Here is a 16,162-nt window from a genome sequence, read left to right as displayed (position 1 = left end):
GGTGGAAGGCCCGGGGTGTCGGGGTGGAAGGCCCAACAAGATCGACCGTAACAGCAGTGAAGTCACTTCACAAGACATGTGAAGTGACTTCAGTAGCTGGGTTAGGTGGTCGCCGGTCTGCGCCGCGCATCGTGCAGCGCGACGGCCAACCCGGCCAACTCGGGCCCCCGCCACACCCGCCGGCCCCGGTCGACGGCGGCGGGTGCCGGGCATCCCTCGTCACCGGTCGAGCAGGTCACCGACGGCTCGCCCCCAGCCCGCGTACGCGCTGCGAGGTCGCCCCCGCACCAGGGACACGGCTCGGGCAGATCCGTGGTTCGCCCGTCCCTGCCGAGTGCCCGCTCGACCTTCCGGCGGGCGTGGGAGGCGACGGCGGCGGCCTCGTCGATGACGCGCGCTGGCACGGCCCGGAACAGCCCGGTGCCGATGTCCTCGCCGAGTAGCCGGCCCTCGACCCACACGGCGGCCCAGTGCAGCCCATGGGCGCGGCTGCCGGGGGCGACGGCTGCGGCCGGTCCGGCGTCGCGGTGGTACGTGCACGTCCAGCGGGCGGGGTCGGCTGCGTCGGCCTCGTCGCGGACGAACCTGCCGTACGCGTCGCGGCCGGTGCGCACCGGGCGCTGCGCCTGGGCGGCGAGCTGGTCGGCGAGGTCGAACAGCTCGGCTTCGACGTCGAGGGCGGCGTCGAGGGCGTCGAGGTTCACGGGCGCGGGGTGCTGGCGCAACGTCAACGGGGTGCGCCCGATGGTGGGCTCATCGTCCTGGTGCTCGTCCTCGTCGCCCTGGTCGGCGAGGTGCCCGTCGATGTACGCGCGGGAGTCGCGGGGCGGCCACTCGGCGGCCGGGCGGCGGGCGATGGCGGCGAGCAGGTCGCCCCACTGCTCTCGGATGGCGAGCAGGTCATCGGCGGCGCGGTGGGCGGTGGGGGACGGGGCGCGCTCGTCGAGGGTGGCGTAAGCGGGCGTGGTCACGGTGCGGTGCTCTCCTACTTGCGGCGGCTGCGGGCGGGCCCGTACGGGGAGCGCCACGCCGGACGGGCGCGCGGTGCGGGCGGGGCCTGGTGGGCGTGGTCGAGGGCGGTGGCGAGCTGCTGCGCGGCGTCCCGTACGAGGGGTGCGACGGCTGCGGCCCATGCGTCGAGGGCGGCCCGGAGTTCCGCGACGGCGGCGCGTACGCGGTCGGGGTCGACGGGTGCCGGCTGCTCGGTCACGGAACCCGTACTTCACCGGGTTCATGAACCCGATCAGCGGCGAGGCGGGCGGCTTCCTGCTCGGCCTCGACGATGGCGGCCTCGGCGGCGCGGGTCCGTTCCTGGGCGCGCTGTACGGCGTTCTGCGCGCCTGCGACGGTGCGGCGTAGCTCGTCGGACTCGGACCATTCCGCGGTGACGTGTTCGCGCAAGAGGGTGGCCTCGTCGGGGGTCAGGGGGGTGCCTCGCTGCGCCCGGTCGAGCAGTACGAGCAGGGACTCGCGGCGGGCGTCGCGGTGGGCGGCGGCTCGGCGGCGGTCGGCCATGGTGCGGCGGCTCACTGGGCGGTCCCTTCGGCGCGGTGGGCGTGGGCGGTGCAGGTGGGGCACTGTCCGGGGTTGGTGCACTTGGTGCGGATGAGGCGCCACAGTTCGCGGTCGGCGCGGGCGCGGGCGGCGCGCTCCTGGCGGGCAAAGCGGGCGCGGCGGCGGGGGGCGAGGCGCGCGGCCCAGACGACCAGCGGGGCCGCGGCGACGGCGGCGGCCAGGGCGAGGGCGGTGTCGTTGCTCATCGCTTCGTCCGGCGGCGGGTGAGGCGTCCCTCGATGCGGTCGAGCAGGTCGTCGACGCCCGTACGCGGGACGCTGTCGAGGCGGACGGCGTGGCTGCGGAGCATCGACACGAGGTGCCGGCCGACGGTGGGTTCGACGACGGGCGCGGCCTGGTCGAGGGCGGTGGCGAGCATGTTGGACAGCTCGCGGGTGTGGTGGGCGAGGACGTCGGCGGCGTGCCGGGCGGCCTCGGTGGGGTGGTGGCGGGTGGTGAGTCGTTGGGTGAGGATCGCGAGGGCTTCGCCGGGGTGGGCGGCGAGGGGCTGCTCGTCGGCGAGTTCGTCGGCGAGCTGGCGGAGGATGGCGGCGACGGTGGGGCGGGCGAGGTTCGAGCGGACGTCGGCCGGGCCGGTGTTGGGAAGGGTGAGGATCAGGCGGTGGGTGTCGAGCGAGGCGACGGCGACGGCGTCGGGTATGCGGGTCACGGGTTGGGTCTCCTGGTCCGGGGTGGTCTGCGGCACGTCGGTGAACACGGACACGATGAACACCACGCTCGTGCGCGCGGGAGGGGCCGCGACCGGTCGCGCGGACCGGTCGCGGCGAGGGCCTAGAACGGGGGCTGGGCGCCTGTCTGTGTGGCCCATGGGTTGTGGGCGGGCTGCTGGCTGTATCCGCCGTTCTGGGGTTGCTGGCGGGCTTGGGCGGCGTTGCCGGTGGCGCCGCCCTTGGTGACGGTGGCGGTGGCGGTTTTGAGGCTGGGGCCGACCTCTTCGACGTCCAGCTCGAACACGGTCCGCTTGCTGCCGTCCGTGGTCTCGTACGTGCGCTGGCGGAGTCGGCCGTACACGATGACGCGCATTCCTCGGGTGAGGCTCTCGGCGACGTTCTCGGCGGCCTGGCGCCATACGGAGCAGGTCAGGAACAGGCTCTCGCCGTCCTTCCACTCGTTCGCCTGGCGGTCGAAGGTGCGCGGGGTGGACGCGATGCGGAACTTGGCGACGGCGGCGCCGCCCTGGGTGAAATTGAGTTCGGGCTCGTCGACGAGGTTGCCGATGACGGTCACGAGGGTTTCGCCTGACACGGATGAGTCTTCTTTCGTGCATGGATCAGAAACACTGGTTCTGAATCGTACGTGGAACGTAGTCGATATGGGGATGCGCTGTCCTGCGAGTTGACCCTGGGGGTCATCGGATCCCACGACCATTCACGACGTGGCGGCCACGTAGACGGCCGCGGTGGTCCGATGCGGTCGGGCCCTGGGTCATGAGCCGTGCGTACGGGCTCGGCTCGTCCTCGTCGGGGTCTTCGGCGGGCGCCGGCTGGTCGCGCGGGGCCCGGTTCACGCTGCGGCCTGCTGGGCGTTCTGCTGCGCGGTCGCGGCGTCCACACGGGACGGGTGGGGGGTTTCCCGCTCGTGCCGCTTCTTCCCGCCTCCCCGGCAGGGGTGACCGGCGCGCGCCCGGCACGTCTCGTACGGGCACGGCACGCCGAGCGGGTCGGGCAGTCCGTCCGTGGCGAGGCGCTCCCGCTCGGCGCGGCGACGGCGGAGCGGGGCAAGCTGGGCTTTCACCGTGCGGGGCATGTACTCGCCGAGTGCGGCGAGGCGGGCGGCGGCGAACTCGTTGCGCTCCTCGCGGGTGCTGCCTCCGGTCAACTCACGGTAGACGGCGGGCGCGGCCTGCCCGATGGCGACGGCTCGGCGAGTGCCGGCCAGAGCGGCCCGGTAGGCCGGAGCGTCGTCGGGGTCGACCGCCGGGACGGGGTCGGTGTGCCGTCCGAGGGTGTCGCGGCGGAACGCGGCCCACTTGCTCCCGATGTCGCTCGGCTGGATGCGGTAGGGGTTGGTGGCTATGTACTGCTTGACGACGTGTCCGGCATGCCAGTGGCGGCCATCGGGGTGCGGGGCGGTCGGCGGGACGTCGGCGAGCAGTTCGGCCCACTGGTCGAGCCGTTCGTCGGCGGCGGCCTGGTCCTCGGGGGCGAGGCGGGGGTCGAGGCGGACGGCGTAGGCGAGCAGGGCGCCGACTTCGGTGCGGTTCATCGGTGGTGCTCCTGGGGGGTAATTCCGGCGGCGGTGGCGAACATGGCGGCGGCGTTGGCGGCCTTGCCCCTGCGGGGACCGGCGAGGGGGATCACGTCGGCTCCGGTGCGGGGCGGCGGGATGGTGCCGGGTGCGGCGGCCGGCGGGAGGTTGAGCCATGCCCGCAGGAAGTACCGGGCGTGGGAGACATCGCGCTTGCTGGCGGCTTTGACGGCGACGGCGGCGAGCATGTCGACCCCGGACCGCTTGAGCAGGGCGTCGACCTGGAACCACTCGCCGGGGCGCAGGTCCCATGCGGGGTAGACCTGGGCGGCGGTGATCTTGTCGACCAGGTCCCGGGCGAAGTCCGGCGGGACGCTGGTGGGCGCTCCTTCCCTCACTCCTTCATTCACTCCATCTATGGATGAGTGATGGGGCCCGGATTCCGGGCCAGTAGGGGCCCGGTTCTCGGACCACAAAGCGTCTTCGGGGTCCTGGGCCAGGGGCCCGGATTCCGGGCCGGTAGGGGGAGCCGTAGGGGCCTGAGTTTCGGGCCGGTAGGTGCTAGCGGCCCGAAATCCGGGCTCCTGAGCCTCGACCGGTTGGGGCCCGGGATTCGGGCCGGTAGGGCGGCGGTACCCGACGGCTCCGGGGATCTTGTAGCGGGCGGCGCGGCTTCCGGCGGCAGGCTGGTCGATGACCAGCTCGCCCGACTTGAGGGCGGCGTCGACGGCGGCCTGAACGGTTGAGCGGGCTCCGTTTACCCGGCGGACCAGCTCGGTCGTGCCCATGCGCACGGTGGCCGTGTCGTCGGTCGTGGCGTCGGCTACGGCGAGCATGACCACTCGTACGTTCCCGCGCGAGCGGCTGTGATTCCACACCCAAGCTTGAGCGTCGAGGGTCACGGGTGGGGCTCCTTCGGGGTGGGGCGCCCGGGGCGAGGGGCACGGGGGCCGGCCTCGCCCCGGGGAGGGCGCGGGAGTCAGTACGGGCGGGTACGGGCGGGCTGGTGCGCGTCGCACCGGAAGCCGCACGGGTAGGGCCGGGCGGGCGCGGCGCCACAGGTGGGGTTGCCGTGCTCGCAGGACGGCGGAGGATCGTTTCTGCCCCGACGGATGCTCACTGCTCGGCCTCGGCGGGCGCGGCCTCGATGGCGAGGGGCGTGTCGAGGTCCAGTTGCCCTGCCTGTACGGCGTTGGCGACCAACTCGCGCCCGTCGAGCGGCTGACGCTTCGATGCGCGGGTGAACGTCCACCGGTAGTAGCGGCTGCGGGTCGGCTTGATCATCACGCCCGGCACGTCATGAACCAGGCCCGACGTCGTGTCGGAGTACTGAGGAGATCCCGCCGCATCGACGGCGGCCAGGACGGCGGCGGCGAACGTCTCGTCGACGACGGTCTCGGTCCGCGCCGGGACGATTCGGTAACTCCAGTGGTCGGGGTAGGTGTCGCGCACCCACGCGGCGAACGCCTCGCGGTCGATGACCTGCGCTTCCGCCTCGCCCCCGACACGGGTCACGTTGGCGAACTTCGTGTCGTCGTCGAGCGTGACGTCGGCCTTCGTGCTGCGGGTGGCCTGGTACTGCTGGTCGAGCAGCTTCCCGGCCTCGCGGTTGACGTCCTCGTACAGGACTTCGGCTTGGTCGAGCTGGGCCCGCATCGCCTGGCGGCGGCGCAGGACGGCGGCAAGGTGTACCGGGTCGGGCGCCTCGACCTTCTTCTCGGTGACCGTCATCGCGCACCCCCGGCGGCCTCGATCTGGGCGCGGAACTGGTCGAGCTGGGCCGCGGTGGCCTGCTCGACGGGCAGGCCGTAGACGCGCTCGAAATCGGCGTCGAGGGTGACCAGGTGCGCCCGGCTAGCGGCGAGCCTGAGCCGCTGCTCGGCGTCGGCGGCGGCCTGCTCCGAGGTGACGGCGGAAGCAGGCACGGCGCCCTCGGCGGATGCGGAGTGCGGAACGCCTTCGGCCGGGGTGTCCTGCTGCCTGGCGCCCGGCTTGGTTCCCCCGATGGTGGCGAGGCGGGCGAGGTGCTCGCGGTCGGCCCCGGCGATCTGCGCCGCGTCGTACAGCTTTCGGACGGCGGTGACGTCGTGCGCCCCGTGTGCTTCGAGGATGTCGTCGAGCTGCGACAGGTACGGGCCGGGCGCGCCCTGCTGGCGGGCGGCGTCGACGATCGCGGCGAGGGCGGCCTCGTCGGTGGTGGCGAAGGCTTCGGCGAGGTAGTCGCGGGCGGGGCCGGCGGGTGCCTCCTCGGCGGGCCGCTGGATGACCGTGGCCTCCTGGCGGACGGGCGCGGTGGCACGCTCGACGATGACCGGGTTGCCTTCCTGGTCGACGACTTCGCCCAGTTCCTCAGGGGTGTAGATGGCGCCGTGCAGGACCTCGGGGCAGGCGGAGCGCACGGCCTCGGCTATGGCGCGGCTGCGGAGCATGGCGCGGGGGTACTTCTCCCACGGCTGGGGCTGGTTCTTCTGGTCGCGTGAGTAGGGGCGGCCGTTGCGCAGCTCGCACAAACCGGCGGTGACGGCGTCGTCGAGGGTCCACTCGATGACGGTCTCGTCGTCGGGGTCGTCGTGCCGCATGATGCGGACCTCGCACCGTTCGCGCTCCGACTTGATGCGGACGCGGTGGCCGGCGGTGCGGGCGCGGCCGAGCATCAGGTCGGCGGACTGGGTCGGCTTGCCCTTGATCACGTGAATGGTGGTGATGGTGGTGACGACGTCGAGGCCGAGTGCGCGGCCGTACTCCATTGCCCACAGGACGGATGCCGGCTGCTTGCGGTAGGCGTCCGGGAGGAGCGGGGTAGCCGCCAGGGACTCGCAGAACTGCCACGCCTCGTACGGGCTCATGTGGGAGAGGGAGAGGGCGCCGCCGCGCTGTACGGGGGCGAACGCGGCCGGGGTGTGAGCGACGGGGAGAGTGGTCACGGTCATGTGCGGGGGGTCCTGTTCTTGGCGTGGCGGGTGCTGGCGGCGAGCTTGGTAAGGCGGGTGGCGTACGTGATCGCGTCATCCGGGCTGAGCAGCACGTCGACTTGCGGGACGCTGGGCAGCTCGTCGAGTAGGGCCTCGCGGGTGGCGTCGGCCTGGGCGGCGCGCATGCACCGCTCGTACTCGGGCATGTCCGGCGAGCACTGGGCGAAGTCGAGGGCGTCGACGTGGGCGGCGTGCGCGGCGAGCAGGTAGCCGATACCGATGGGATCTTCGGCGTACGCGGCGGCAAGGTCGTCGAGCAGGGGCTCGAAGCGGTCGGCGACCGCGATGCGGATTTCGTTGCCGGAGGCATATACGGGAAGCAAAGCCGTCCCTTTCTGCTGTTCAGGCTGCCGAAGGCAGCGGAGCGGCGGCGGCCTGGGCGGCGCGCTCGGCGGCTTGGCGGCGTTCGATCCGGCGGAGGACCAGTTCGGCGGCGGGGTCGAGGCGCCCGGCGGCGCGGTCGCGGTCGCGACGGTCCCGAGCGATGTCGAGGACGCGGCGGGCGTTGATGAACGCCTGCTCGCGGCTGATCACGTCGCTCATGCGGCGGCCCGCCGGGCGAGCAGGGTGGCGGAGGTCAGGCCGTAGGCGCGCTCGATGGCGGCCAGGCCAGCAGGGCCGGGCGTGGTGCGGCCGGTGGCCCACCGGTATGCGGCCAGGTAGGACACACCCATGCGGCGTGCCATGTCGGCGGTGGTGTGGTCACCCCGGTTGTGCGCTGCGGAGAGCAGGGCGGCGGAGACGTGAGACATGGCGATTCCTTCCGTGAATCGAACTCGTTGGTTTTGATCCATGGATGGAACGTAGCACGTTTGTTTCACGTGCGAAATCCGTAGAGCGTGCAACTGTTTGGTCTCGAAACTAAGATCCAAAATTGGACGTAACCGGTCAGTAAGGGCGTTTTCGGCTCCGTACCGTGTACGCACAGTTACGCAGGTGACAGTGTCGGCGTGGGGTCGTATGCTCTGTTCGAAAGAGCGTTCGAGTTGGCCGAGACCCGGAATTCGTCGTTCCGCAGGCTGAGGGGGGATCCGGGCTATGCTCGTCGTCTGTTTTTGCCATGCCCACGTTTCACGCGCGATACATTTCACGCATGACACAAGATCCCGACGTGCACCCTGCGGTGCACACCCCCGCCACCTTCGTCGCCTGGCTCAGAACGATGATGGAGCGACGCGGGTACACCGGAATCGGCGCGCAACGCCGATTCGCGAAGGACTCCGGCCTCAGCCAGGCGACGCTATCCAGAACACTTCGAGCTGAGGGCGCGGCCGACGTACGCACCCTTATGACCCTGTCGGTCGCGCTGCGCGTTCCCCTGCCGGAACTGCTCGTAAGAGCCGGCGTGATCCAACAACAAGACCTCGACGCCCTGCGCCACGTGGCACCCGAACCACTCACCACAGAGCAGGCCGCCGCAGAACTCGGCATCACCAGCCCCGAAGGCATCGCCGCCTTCGACCGCACAGTCAGGGGCCTGCGCGCTACCGAGCCGCCAACCCAACAGCCCCACGCGCCCCCGCAGTAGCGCACAGCACCACCGAAAGGCCGTCACCGCCATGATGATCACCCGCGAACAGTTCGCCGCCGCCGCAGCCGGCGCGACCCTCCTGGGCAGCGTCGCCCTGGTCGTTCAGGGAGTCCGCAGTAACCCGCGCCCCGGGCGCAACTGCATGGTGATCCGATCGGCCTTCGGAGTTCTAGCGCTCGTGCACATCACCCGCAGCATCCGCGCGCGGCAGCATGCCGACACGGCCGCCGCCGCGAAGCACTGGGACGGCTACCGGCTTGGACTCAACCACGCAGGTCGCGGCCTGCTCGTTACCCCTTCCCCGGACATCGACGGCCAGGGCGCCCCCGCACAGGACGCACCTGACCACCTGTCCGCAGACCCCTCGCCGAAGTAGGCAGAGGGGCCCACCAGCCAGAAGGAACAGTGAGAAGCCTCAACACACCCCACACATTCCGGGGGGCACCTCCCCCCGAGGGCGAAGCCAATTGGCTCGCCTACCTGCGCGTATCCACGTGGCGCGAGGACAAGATCAGTCTTGATCTCCAGCGCACCGCCATCCAGGCATGGGAACGGCGCACCGGATGCCGCGTCATCGAATACGTCGAAGACCCCGACGTCACCGGCCGCAACTTCAAACGCAAGATCATGGGATGCATCCGGCGAGTCGAGGCTGGCGAAGCCAATGGCATCGTCGTCTGGAAGTTCAGCCGGTTCGGCCGCAACGACATGGGCATCGCGGTCAACCTCGCCCGGGTCGAAACAGCGGGCGGCGAACTCATATCCGCCACCGAAGACGTCGATGCGCGAACCGCTGTCGGTCGCTTCAACCGGCGGATCCTCTTCGACCTCGCCACGTTCGAAAGCGACCGCGCCGGAGAGCAGTGGAAGGAAACCCACCAATGGCGGCGAGCCCACGGCCTACCCGCCACCGGCGGCAAACGCCTGGGCTACATCTGGCACCCCCGCCGCATCCCGCACCCCACCGACCCCGGACAGTGGATGGTGCAACAGGAGCGGTACGAGATCGACGAAAACGCACGCCTGCACATAGAGGAGTTGTACGCGCGCAAGCTCGGGATGGGCCAGCCGGCCCCCGACGGGTACGGCAGTCTCGCGATCTGGCTCAACCAGCAGGGCTACCGGACAGGGGACGGGAACCCGTGGCGGGACGACAGCCTGCGCAGCTACATGCTCGCTGGGTTCGCCGCTGGCCTGCTTCGCATCCATCACCCGGATTGCCGATGCGACTACACCGCCAACGGCGGCCGGTGCACTCGATGGGTGCACATCGACGGTGCACACGAGGCGATCATCACCCCGGAGACATGGGAGCGATTTGAGGCCCACGTCGCCGAACGGCGGAGTATGGCGCCGCGGGCCCGGAATCCCACCTACCCACTGACCGGGCTTGCCCGATGCGGCCACTGTAGGGGAGGAGCCGGCGCCACGTCGGCACGCCGCAAGGAGGGGCAGATCCTCGGCTATGCCCTGATGTGTGGCCAGAGCCGCAACGGCGCCTGCGATAACCCCGTATGGGTCCAGCGGTACATAGCGGAGGACGAGGTACGCGCGTGGCTCGCCCGTGAAGCGGCCGACCACGTGGACAACGCCCCGCCCGCCCCCGTGCCGACCGCGCCGGACAATTCGGCATTGCGTGATGCTCGGGACCGTGCGCGGCTGGAAGCGGAGCACACCCGTACGACCACGGCGCTTACCAATCTCGCCGTAGACCGGGCCATGAACCCGGAGGCATACCCGGACGGCGTCTTCGAGGCCGCGCGGGAACGTCTTGTCAAGCAGAAGGCCGCCGCCGCCGAAGCGTTGGAAGCGCTGGCAGTGGCAGCAGCAGCCCCCGCCCGAGCCCAGCTGATTCCGCTCGCCGTGGGCCTGCTCGAAGAGTGGGACTCGTTCGAGCACGCAGAGAAGAACGGCATCCTGCGATCGCTGGTCCGACGTGTCGTTCTCACGCGCGGGGCCAAGGGGAAAAAGGGCCTGGAGGGTAGCGGTCAGACCGTGGTCACCGTGCACCCCGTATGGGAGCCGGACCCGTGGACCGAGCACTCCCAGTAGTAGGACAACTTGTTCACTAGTCGTAGCCACTCGTTTTACACGTCTCATCTCTCGACGAGGCCGCCGAGTTCAGCACCAAGGCCCTGGACGCCCTGCGCCAGCCTCTGGAGGCGGGGCACGTGGTCATCGCCAGGGCCGCCGGAGTCGTACGGCTGCCGGCCAGGTTCCTGCTGGTGCTCGCGGCCAACCCCTGTCCCTGCGGGAGGCACACGGCGCTCGGATCCGGCTGCGAATGCCCCGCCTCGGTGGTGCGGCGCTACCAGGCCCGGCTCTCCGGTCCCCTGCTCGACCGGGTGGACCTGCGGGTCCGGGTCGAGCCGGTCACCCGCTCCGACCTCCTCGGCCGGGGCGGCAGGGGCGAGAGCAGCGCGGCCGTCGGCGACCGGGTCAGGGAGGCCCGTGAGCGGGCCGCCGGCCGGCTCGCCGAGACGCCGTGGAAGCTCAACAGCGAAGTCCCCGGGCACGAGTTGCGCACCCGTTGGCCCGCCGGACCGGGCGCCCTCGCGGCGGCCGAGCGGGACATGGAACGCGGGCTGCTCACCGCCCGGGGGCTCGACCGGGTGCTGCGGGTCGCCTGGACCGTGGCCGACCTGCGGGGCCGGGACCGGCCCGACGCGCTGGACGTGGCCGCCGCGCTGGAGCTGCGCACCGGGATCCCCCGTGGCGCGGTACTCGCCGCGGAGGTGGCGTCGTGAGCGCCGACGGGCGGGAGGGGGGCCGGGGGACGGGCGGGCTGCGCGGGCCTGACGGGCTGCGCGGGCCGAACGGGCCCGACGAGTTGGACGGGCTCCCCGGCCCGGGCGGGGCGAACGGGCTCCCCGGGCCGGATGGGCCGGATGGGCCGGACGCCGAACGGCTGGCCCGGGCCGCGCTGACCCGGGTCCTGGAGCCCGGGGACGAGCGCGGCGGGCGCTGGCTCCGGGACCGGGGCGCCGTCGGGCTGATGCGACTGCTGACCGGCCCGGGGCCGCAGGCCGCCGTCCTGACGGGAGTCGGACCGGAGCGGCTCGCGGGATACCGCAGACGGGCCGCCGCCGCCGATCCCCGGCGGGATCTCGCGCAGGCCGCGGCGGCCGACTGCAGGTTCGTCTGCCCCGGCTCCCCGGAGTGGCCGACCCAACTCGACGACCTGGGCGACGCGCGGCCCGTTGGCCTGTGGCTGCGCGGCAGGCCCAACCTACGGACCTGGGCCCTGCGTTCGGTCGCCGTCGTCGGAGCCCGCGCCTGCACCCCGTACGGGGCGCACATGGCGCAGAACCTGGCGGCGGGACTCGCCGAACGGGGCTGGGTCGTGGTGTCCGGCGCGGCGTACGGCATCGACGCCGCTGCCCACAGGGGCGCGCTCGCCGCGGGCGGAGCCACGGCGGCGGTACTGGCCTGCGGGGTGGACGTGGCCTACCCGCGCGGACACGCCGAGTTGCTCGGGCGGATCTCCGGCCAAGGGCTCGTCCTCGGCGAACTGCCGCCGGGCAGCCATCCCACGCCGAGCAGGTTCGTGCTGCGCAACCGGGTCATCGCCGCCCTCACCCGGGGCACCGTCGTCGTGGAGGCGGCGCACCGCAGCGGCTCCCTGGTCACGGCCCGGCGGGCCCAACAACTCGGCCGCCTGACCATGGGCGTCCCCGGCCCCGCGACCAGCGGACTGTCGGGCGGGGTGCACGAACTCCTGCGCGGTGAGGCCCTGCTGGTGACGGACGCCGCCGAGGTCGTCGAACTGGTCGGCGCCATCGGGGAACTGGCGCCCGAGCGACGCGGCCCGGTGTTCGCCCGCGACCTCCTGGACCGCGACACCGCACGGGTGCTCGAAGCCCTGCCCGCCGGCCGGCCCGCGGACCTCGACGCGATCTCCCTCGCCGCGGGCACCGGCACCGATGAAGTCATCGGCAGACTGTACGAACTTCACTCCCTGGGGTTCGTCGAACGGCAGGGCGACGCATGGCAGTTGACCAGGCGTGGGCCGGGAGCGGGGGTGCAATCGGAAGCCACCCGGCGAGGCGGTCGTTGACCTGGGGCGTTCCGGTGAAAGAGTGACGGCGATGAGAGACGCGGTCTTCCCGGTGCCAGCCGCCGGGGCCGAGCGCAGGGCGCCGGTCCCGGGCCGCCCGCGCGAGTCCGGGCGCCCATACGGCCCCGCGTCATCCCGTACTCTTCGCGCACCGCGACACTTCCGTCACGCTACGCTCCCAAGGAATCCCGCTCCGGCAAAGGCGAAGCATGCCCCAGCACACCTCAGGGTCCGACCGCGCCGCTGTGCCCCCCGCTGCTCGTGGCAGCGTGCGGTCCACCGCGCCCTCGTCCCTGGAGGTCCTCTGGCGCTCATACAAGGACTCGGGTGACGAGCGGCTGCGGGAGCAGCTGATCCTGCACTACTCGCCGCTGGTGAAGTACGTGGCGGGCCGGGTCAGCGTGGGCCTGCCGCCCAACGTGGAGCAGGCAGACTTCGTCTCCTCCGGGGTCTTCGGCCTGATCGACGCCATCGAGAAGTTCGACATCGAGCGTTCCATCAAGTTCGAGACGTACGCGATCACCCGGATCCGCGGCGCGATGATCGACGAACTGCGGGCACTGGACTGGATCCCGCGCTCCGTGCGGCAGAAGGCGCGGGCCGTGGAGCGCGCGTACGCCACGCTGGAGGCCCAGTTGCGGCGCACCCCCTCCGAGGGTGAGGTCGCGGCGGAGATGGGCATCGCGGTGGAGGAACTCCACACGGTGTTCAGCCAGTTGTCGCTGGCCAACGTGGTGGCCCTGGAGGAGTTGCTGCACGTCGGGGGCGAGGGCGGTGACCGGCTCTCCCTGATGGACACCCTGGAGGACCACGCCGCCGACAACCCGGTGGCGGTGGCCGAGGACCGGGAGCTGCGGCGGTTGCTCGCCCGCGCCATCAACACCCTGCCCGAGCGGGAGAAGACGGTGGTGACCCTCTACTACTACGAGGGCCTCACCCTCGCCGAGATCGGCAACGTCCTGGGCGTCACCGAGAGCCGGGTCAGCCAGATCCACACCAAATCGGTCCTCCAGCTGCGCGCGAAGCTGGCCGATGTCGGCCGCTGAGCCGAACAGCCCGTGATGACCCCTCGGAACCTCCGTAGAGTGGTCACGTGCCCAGGATTCGAGCGGCCTCCGTGGCCGAGCACCGGTCGATGCAGCGCGGCGCCCTCTTGGACGCCGCTCGCTCCCTGCTGTCCGAAGGCGGGACGGAAGCGCTGACCTTCCCCGCCCTCGCGGAACGCACCGGCCTCGCCCGGTCCTCCGTGTACGAGTACTTCCGGTCGCGCGCGGCGGTCGTCGAAGAGTTGTGCGCCGTGGACTTCCCCGTCTGGGCGGCCGAGATCGAGGCCGCGATGGAGTCGGCGCAGACGCCGGAGGCGAAGATCGAGGCGTACGTGCGCAGCCAGCTGGGGTTGGTCGGGGACCGGCGGCACCGGGCGGTGGTGGCGATCTCCGCGAGCGAGCTCGACGCGGGCGCGCGCGAGAAGATCCGTGCCGCACACGGCGGCCTGGTGGCGATGATCGTGGAGGCCCTGGCGGCGCTGGGGCAGAGCGAGCCGCGACTGGCCGCGATGCTGTTGCAGGGCGTCGTCGACGCGGCGGTGCGTCGTATCGAACTCGGCGCCGCGGAGGACCCGGTCGTGGTCACCGAAGCCGCCGTCGCCATGGCCCTCCGGGGCGTCCGCGGCTGAGGTCCCGGACCGGCTCGTGCCCGGGTCGGCGGCCCTTGAGCCGCCGGCCGACGCGGAGCTCCCACTCATGGCCCCGCTCCGTCGACCCAAGGCGAGCCCCCGCCCCGATGGTTCGCCGTGGCGAGTTCCCGCCCGCCGTTGCGGGCGGGGCCGGCTTCCCGTGCCGGCCGGAGACGACCGCGCCCCCTGCCACGGCCCGCGAGCGGTCGCCGGCGTGCCGGGTCACGACGGGGCCCGTCTGCCGGTGCCCGTGCAGGTGCAGGTGCAGGTGCAGGTGAGGCGTCGGCTCCGAGCTGTCCGGCAGGTTCGTCGGGAGAGGCACCGTTCGCCGTGTCCTCGCTGGAGCCCGGGGCGGTGCGCGGTGGTGACGCGGGCGGGTCGGGCGGCTCCGCCGGGTCGGTCGGGAGGAGGCGGGGGGTGGGGCGGGGGAGCAGCGTGAGCGGGTTGCGGTAGAGGTCCTCGCCCGCGAGCAGGCCCCAGTGGAGGCACGGGGTCGTGCAGTGGGAGCCCGCGGTGAGGACCGCCACGACCTGGCCCGCTTCCACCGTCTCGCCCTCCGCGACCAGCGGCCGGACCGGCTCGTAGGTGGTGCGCAGGCCGCCCGGAAGGGTCAGTGAGAGCACCCCGCGGCCGGCCACCGGCCCCGCGTGGTGGACCCGACCCGGACCGACGGCGCGCACCCGCGTACCCACCGGAGCGGACAGGTCGACGCCCCGGTGCCCGGCCGCGTACGGGGTCGGCGGCGGATCCCACCAGCGCGCCACGGACAGCGGCGGCGGTAACGGCCGTCCGCCCGGGGCCGGCGCCCCGGGCGGCGGGCCGACCCCGGGCGCCCGGGACACCGGCGCCGCCCGAAGGGGTGTCGGCGGGGGCCCGTTCCCCGTAGTCAGGGGCAGGGCGGTCAGGGTCAGGGTCAGGAGCAGGGTGAGCAGCAGTTTCGGCATGTCGCCCAGCGTCCCGCCTCCCCGGTCCCGGATCGGCGGGCCTGTGGACGGCCGGCGGAGTGTGGACAACGGCGTCACCCGGCATACCGGTGGGTCCCGTACACTTCTTGTGGCGATCCGGGTCACCGGGTCGACTTCGCACGCCCCAGCACCGACCCCTGGCAGGTCGGGTGAAAGCGCCTCTCGGTCCCTTTTCGGGGCAGGGCGCGTCGGGGCGTCAGGAATCAAACCGAGAAACCAAGGAGATGGCCATGGCCGTCGTAACGATGCGGGAGCTGCTGGAAAGCGGCGTCCACTTCGGTCACCAGACCCGTCGCTGGAACCCGAAGATGAAGCGCTTCATCTTCACGGAGCGCAACGGCATCTACATCATCGACCTGCTCCAGTCGCTGTCGTACATCGACCGCGCCTACGAGTTCGTGAAGGAGACCGTCGCGCACGGTGGCTCCGTCATGTTCGTCGGTACGAAGAAGCAGGCCCAGGAGGCCATCGCCGAGCAGGCGACCCGCGTGGGCATGCCGTACGTCAACCAGCGGTGGCTCGGTGGCATGCTCACCAACTTCTCCACCGTCTACAAGCGCCTCCAGCGTCTGAAGGAGCTTGAGGGCATCGACTTCGAGGACGTCGCCGCCTCGGGTCTCACCAAGAAGGAGCTCCTGGTCCTCTCTCGCGAGAAGATCAAGCTGGAGAAGACCCTCGGTGGTATCCGCGAGATGTCGAAGGTCCCCAGCGCCGTCTGGATCGTCGACACCAAGAAGGAGCACATCGCCGTCGGTGAGGCGCGCAAGCTCCACATCCCGGTCGTCGCGATCCTCGACACCAACTGCGACCCCGACGAGGTCGACTACAAGATCCCGGGCAACGACGACGCGATCCGCTCCGTCACCCTGCTCACCCGCGTGATCGCCGACGCCGTCGCCGAGGGCCTCATCGCCCGCTCCGGTGCCGCCACCGGTGACTCGAAGCCGGGCGAGAAGGCCGCTGCCGAGCCGCTCGCCGAGTGGGAGCGCGACCTGCTCGAGGGCGAGAAGAAGGCCGACGACGCCGAGGCCCCCGCCGCTGAGGCCGTCGCTGCCGACGCCCCCGAGGCCGACGCTCCCGAGGCCGAGGTCGCCGTCGAGGCTGCTGACGAGGCCCCCGCGGCCGAGGTCGAGGCCGTCGTCGAGGCTCCGGCCGCCGACGCCGAGCAGGCCTGACCCTCTGAGAGAGCCCGGCGTTCAT

The 16,162-nt window shown here is 72.0% G+C and carries 21 protein-coding genes and 1 pseudogene; 8 read left to right on the top strand and 14 right to left on the bottom strand.

Annotated elements, in window-relative coordinates; all coding sequences use genetic code 11:
* Positions 1 to 101: 101 nt before the first annotated feature.
* The 13 genes from ACZ4XJ_RS19145 to ACZ4XJ_RS19085 all read right to left on the bottom strand — a co-directional run bounded on the left by ACZ4XJ_RS19145 (position 102) and on the right by ACZ4XJ_RS19085 (position 7,486).
* A complete protein-coding gene (locus tag ACZ4XJ_RS19145) occupies positions 102 to 971 on the bottom strand; it encodes a hypothetical protein (RefSeq protein ID WP_468496819.1) in 870 nt (289 codons plus the stop codon).
* Positions 972 to 985: 14 nt separating this feature from the next.
* Positions 986 to 1,210: a hypothetical protein gene (locus ACZ4XJ_RS19140; RefSeq protein ID WP_468496818.1), complete on the bottom strand. Its 225-nt coding sequence runs from the start codon at positions 1,208 to 1,210 to the stop codon at positions 986 to 988.
* Entirely contained in the window at positions 1,207 to 1,530 is a 324-nt protein-coding gene (locus tag ACZ4XJ_RS19135) for a hypothetical protein (protein WP_468496817.1), read from the bottom strand. The genes ACZ4XJ_RS19140 and ACZ4XJ_RS19135 overlap by 4 nt, the downstream gene beginning before the upstream one ends.
* A complete protein-coding gene (locus ACZ4XJ_RS19130) occupies positions 1,527 to 1,760 on the bottom strand; it encodes a hypothetical protein (protein WP_468496816.1) in 234 nt (77 codons plus the stop codon). The genes ACZ4XJ_RS19135 and ACZ4XJ_RS19130 overlap by 4 nt, the downstream gene beginning before the upstream one ends.
* Positions 1,757 to 2,278 (bottom strand): hypothetical protein, encoded by a 522-nt coding sequence (locus tag ACZ4XJ_RS19125; RefSeq protein WP_468496815.1) that lies wholly within the window; start codon positions 2,276 to 2,278, stop codon positions 1,757 to 1,759. Before ACZ4XJ_RS19125 ends, ACZ4XJ_RS19130 begins: the two co-directional genes overlap by 4 nt.
* Before the next feature lie 68 nt (positions 2,279 to 2,346).
* On the bottom strand, positions 2,347 to 2,820 hold the full coding sequence (locus tag ACZ4XJ_RS19120; protein WP_468496814.1) for a single-stranded DNA-binding protein: 474 nt from the start codon (positions 2,818 to 2,820) through the stop codon (positions 2,347 to 2,349).
* 258 nt (positions 2,821 to 3,078) lie between these two features.
* Positions 3,079 to 3,780, bottom strand: a complete 702-nt coding sequence (locus tag ACZ4XJ_RS19115) for a zinc finger domain-containing protein (protein ID WP_468496813.1) — start codon at positions 3,778 to 3,780, stop codon at positions 3,079 to 3,081.
* Positions 3,777 to 4,160 (bottom strand): hypothetical protein, encoded by a 384-nt coding sequence (locus tag ACZ4XJ_RS19110; protein ID WP_468496812.1) that lies wholly within the window; start codon positions 4,158 to 4,160, stop codon positions 3,777 to 3,779. Before ACZ4XJ_RS19110 ends, ACZ4XJ_RS19115 begins: the two co-directional genes overlap by 4 nt.
* Positions 4,161 to 4,878: 718 nt before the next feature.
* Positions 4,879 to 5,493, bottom strand: coding sequence for a hypothetical protein (locus ACZ4XJ_RS19105; RefSeq protein WP_468496811.1), 615 nt, complete (start codon positions 5,491 to 5,493; stop codon positions 4,879 to 4,881).
* Positions 5,490 to 6,692, bottom strand: coding sequence for a recombinase RecT (locus ACZ4XJ_RS19100; protein WP_468496810.1), 1,203 nt, complete (start codon positions 6,690 to 6,692; stop codon positions 5,490 to 5,492). The genes ACZ4XJ_RS19105 and ACZ4XJ_RS19100 overlap by 4 nt, the downstream gene beginning before the upstream one ends.
* On the bottom strand, positions 6,689 to 7,057 hold the full coding sequence (locus tag ACZ4XJ_RS19095) for a hypothetical protein (protein ID WP_468496809.1): 369 nt from the start codon (positions 7,055 to 7,057) through the stop codon (positions 6,689 to 6,691). The genes ACZ4XJ_RS19100 and ACZ4XJ_RS19095 overlap by 4 nt, the downstream gene beginning before the upstream one ends.
* A gap of 19 nt (positions 7,058 to 7,076) precedes the next feature.
* Complete coding sequence (locus tag ACZ4XJ_RS19090; protein WP_468496808.1) at positions 7,077 to 7,277, bottom strand: hypothetical protein; 201 nt, start codon at positions 7,275 to 7,277, stop codon at positions 7,077 to 7,079.
* On the bottom strand, positions 7,274 to 7,486 hold the full coding sequence (locus ACZ4XJ_RS19085; protein WP_468496807.1) for a helix-turn-helix domain-containing protein: 213 nt from the start codon (positions 7,484 to 7,486) through the stop codon (positions 7,274 to 7,276). Before ACZ4XJ_RS19085 ends, ACZ4XJ_RS19090 begins: the two co-directional genes overlap by 4 nt.
* 341 nt (positions 7,487 to 7,827) lie before the next feature.
* Here ACZ4XJ_RS19085 and ACZ4XJ_RS19080 point away from each other — a divergent pair, with 341 nt between their 5' ends.
* From ACZ4XJ_RS19080 to ACZ4XJ_RS19050, 7 genes and pseudogenes are all read left to right on the top strand, one after another.
* On the top strand, positions 7,828 to 8,262 hold the full coding sequence (locus ACZ4XJ_RS19080) for a helix-turn-helix domain-containing protein (protein WP_468496806.1): 435 nt from the start codon (positions 7,828 to 7,830) through the stop codon (positions 8,260 to 8,262).
* 31 nt (positions 8,263 to 8,293) lie between these two features.
* Positions 8,294 to 8,641: a hypothetical protein gene (locus ACZ4XJ_RS19075; RefSeq protein ID WP_468496805.1), complete on the top strand. Its 348-nt coding sequence runs from the start codon at positions 8,294 to 8,296 to the stop codon at positions 8,639 to 8,641.
* Between the two features lie 29 nt (positions 8,642 to 8,670).
* A complete protein-coding gene (locus ACZ4XJ_RS19070; RefSeq protein WP_468496804.1) occupies positions 8,671 to 10,317 on the top strand; it encodes a recombinase family protein in 1,647 nt (548 codons plus the stop codon).
* Positions 10,318 to 10,367: 50 nt separating this feature from the next.
* Positions 10,368 to 11,012, top strand: a pseudogene (locus tag ACZ4XJ_RS19065) (ATP-binding protein); the annotation flags it as partial.
* Between the two features lie 38 nt (positions 11,013 to 11,050).
* Entirely contained in the window at positions 11,051 to 12,322 is a 1,272-nt protein-coding gene (dprA, locus tag ACZ4XJ_RS19060; protein ID WP_468496969.1) for a DNA-processing protein DprA, read from the top strand.
* Between the two features lie 209 nt (positions 12,323 to 12,531).
* Positions 12,532 to 13,368, top strand: a complete 837-nt coding sequence (whiG, locus tag ACZ4XJ_RS19055; RefSeq protein ID WP_362875901.1) for an RNA polymerase sigma factor WhiG — start codon at positions 12,532 to 12,534, stop codon at positions 13,366 to 13,368.
* A 71-nt stretch (positions 13,369 to 13,439) separates the two neighbouring features.
* On the top strand, positions 13,440 to 13,997 hold the full coding sequence (locus tag ACZ4XJ_RS19050; protein ID WP_362875980.1) for a TetR/AcrR family transcriptional regulator: 558 nt from the start codon (positions 13,440 to 13,442) through the stop codon (positions 13,995 to 13,997).
* A 65-nt stretch (positions 13,998 to 14,062) separates the two neighbouring features.
* Here ACZ4XJ_RS19050 and ACZ4XJ_RS19045 read toward each other — a convergent pair whose 3' ends face one another.
* Positions 14,063 to 14,941: a M23 family metallopeptidase gene (locus ACZ4XJ_RS19045; protein ID WP_468496803.1), complete on the bottom strand. Its 879-nt coding sequence runs from the start codon at positions 14,939 to 14,941 to the stop codon at positions 14,063 to 14,065.
* A 251-nt stretch (positions 14,942 to 15,192) separates the two neighbouring features.
* Between ACZ4XJ_RS19045 and rpsB the strand changes: the two genes are divergently transcribed.
* Positions 15,193 to 16,137 carry a 30S ribosomal protein S2 gene (rpsB, locus tag ACZ4XJ_RS19040; RefSeq protein WP_468496802.1) on the top strand — a complete coding sequence of 315 codons (945 nt, stop codon included), beginning with the start codon at positions 15,193 to 15,195 and terminating at the stop codon, positions 16,135 to 16,137.
* Positions 16,138 to 16,162: the final 25 nt, after the last annotated feature.

It is taken from the genome of Streptomyces sp. NPDC029836, assembly GCF_055574495.1.
This window is presented reverse-complemented; position numbering and strand designations above follow the sequence as displayed.

Excerpts from the sequence above, each read along its gene's own strand:
- ACZ4XJ_RS19130 (WP_468496816.1), bottom strand. The coding sequence starts at position 1,760 with ATGAGCAACGACACCGCCCTCGCCCTGGCCGCCGCCGTCGCCGCGGCC.
- ACZ4XJ_RS19115 (WP_468496813.1), bottom strand. The coding sequence starts at position 3,780 with ATGAACCGCACCGAAGTCGGCGCCCTGCTCGCCTACGCCGTCCGCCTC.
- ACZ4XJ_RS19105 (WP_468496811.1), bottom strand. The coding sequence starts at position 5,493 with ATGACGGTCACCGAGAAGAAGGTCGAGGCGCCCGACCCGGTACACCTT.
- ACZ4XJ_RS19100 (WP_468496810.1), bottom strand. The coding sequence starts at position 6,692 with ATGACCGTGACCACTCTCCCCGTCGCTCACACCCCGGCCGCGTTCGCC.
- ACZ4XJ_RS19090 (WP_468496808.1), bottom strand. The coding sequence starts at position 7,277 with ATGAGCGACGTGATCAGCCGCGAGCAGGCGTTCATCAACGCCCGCCGC.
- ACZ4XJ_RS19085 (WP_468496807.1), bottom strand. The coding sequence starts at position 7,486 with ATGTCTCACGTCTCCGCCGCCCTGCTCTCCGCAGCGCACAACCGGGGT.
- ACZ4XJ_RS19080 (WP_468496806.1), top strand. The coding sequence starts at position 7,828 with ATGACACAAGATCCCGACGTGCACCCTGCGGTGCACACCCCCGCCACC.
- ACZ4XJ_RS19075 (WP_468496805.1), top strand. The coding sequence starts at position 8,294 with ATGATGATCACCCGCGAACAGTTCGCCGCCGCCGCAGCCGGCGCGACC.
- whiG (WP_362875901.1), top strand. The coding sequence starts at position 12,532 with ATGCCCCAGCACACCTCAGGGTCCGACCGCGCCGCTGTGCCCCCCGCT.
- ACZ4XJ_RS19045 (WP_468496803.1), bottom strand. The coding sequence starts at position 14,941 with ATGCCGAAACTGCTGCTCACCCTGCTCCTGACCCTGACCCTGACCGCC.
- rpsB (WP_468496802.1), top strand. The coding sequence starts at position 15,193 with ATGGCCGTCGTAACGATGCGGGAGCTGCTGGAAAGCGGCGTCCACTTC.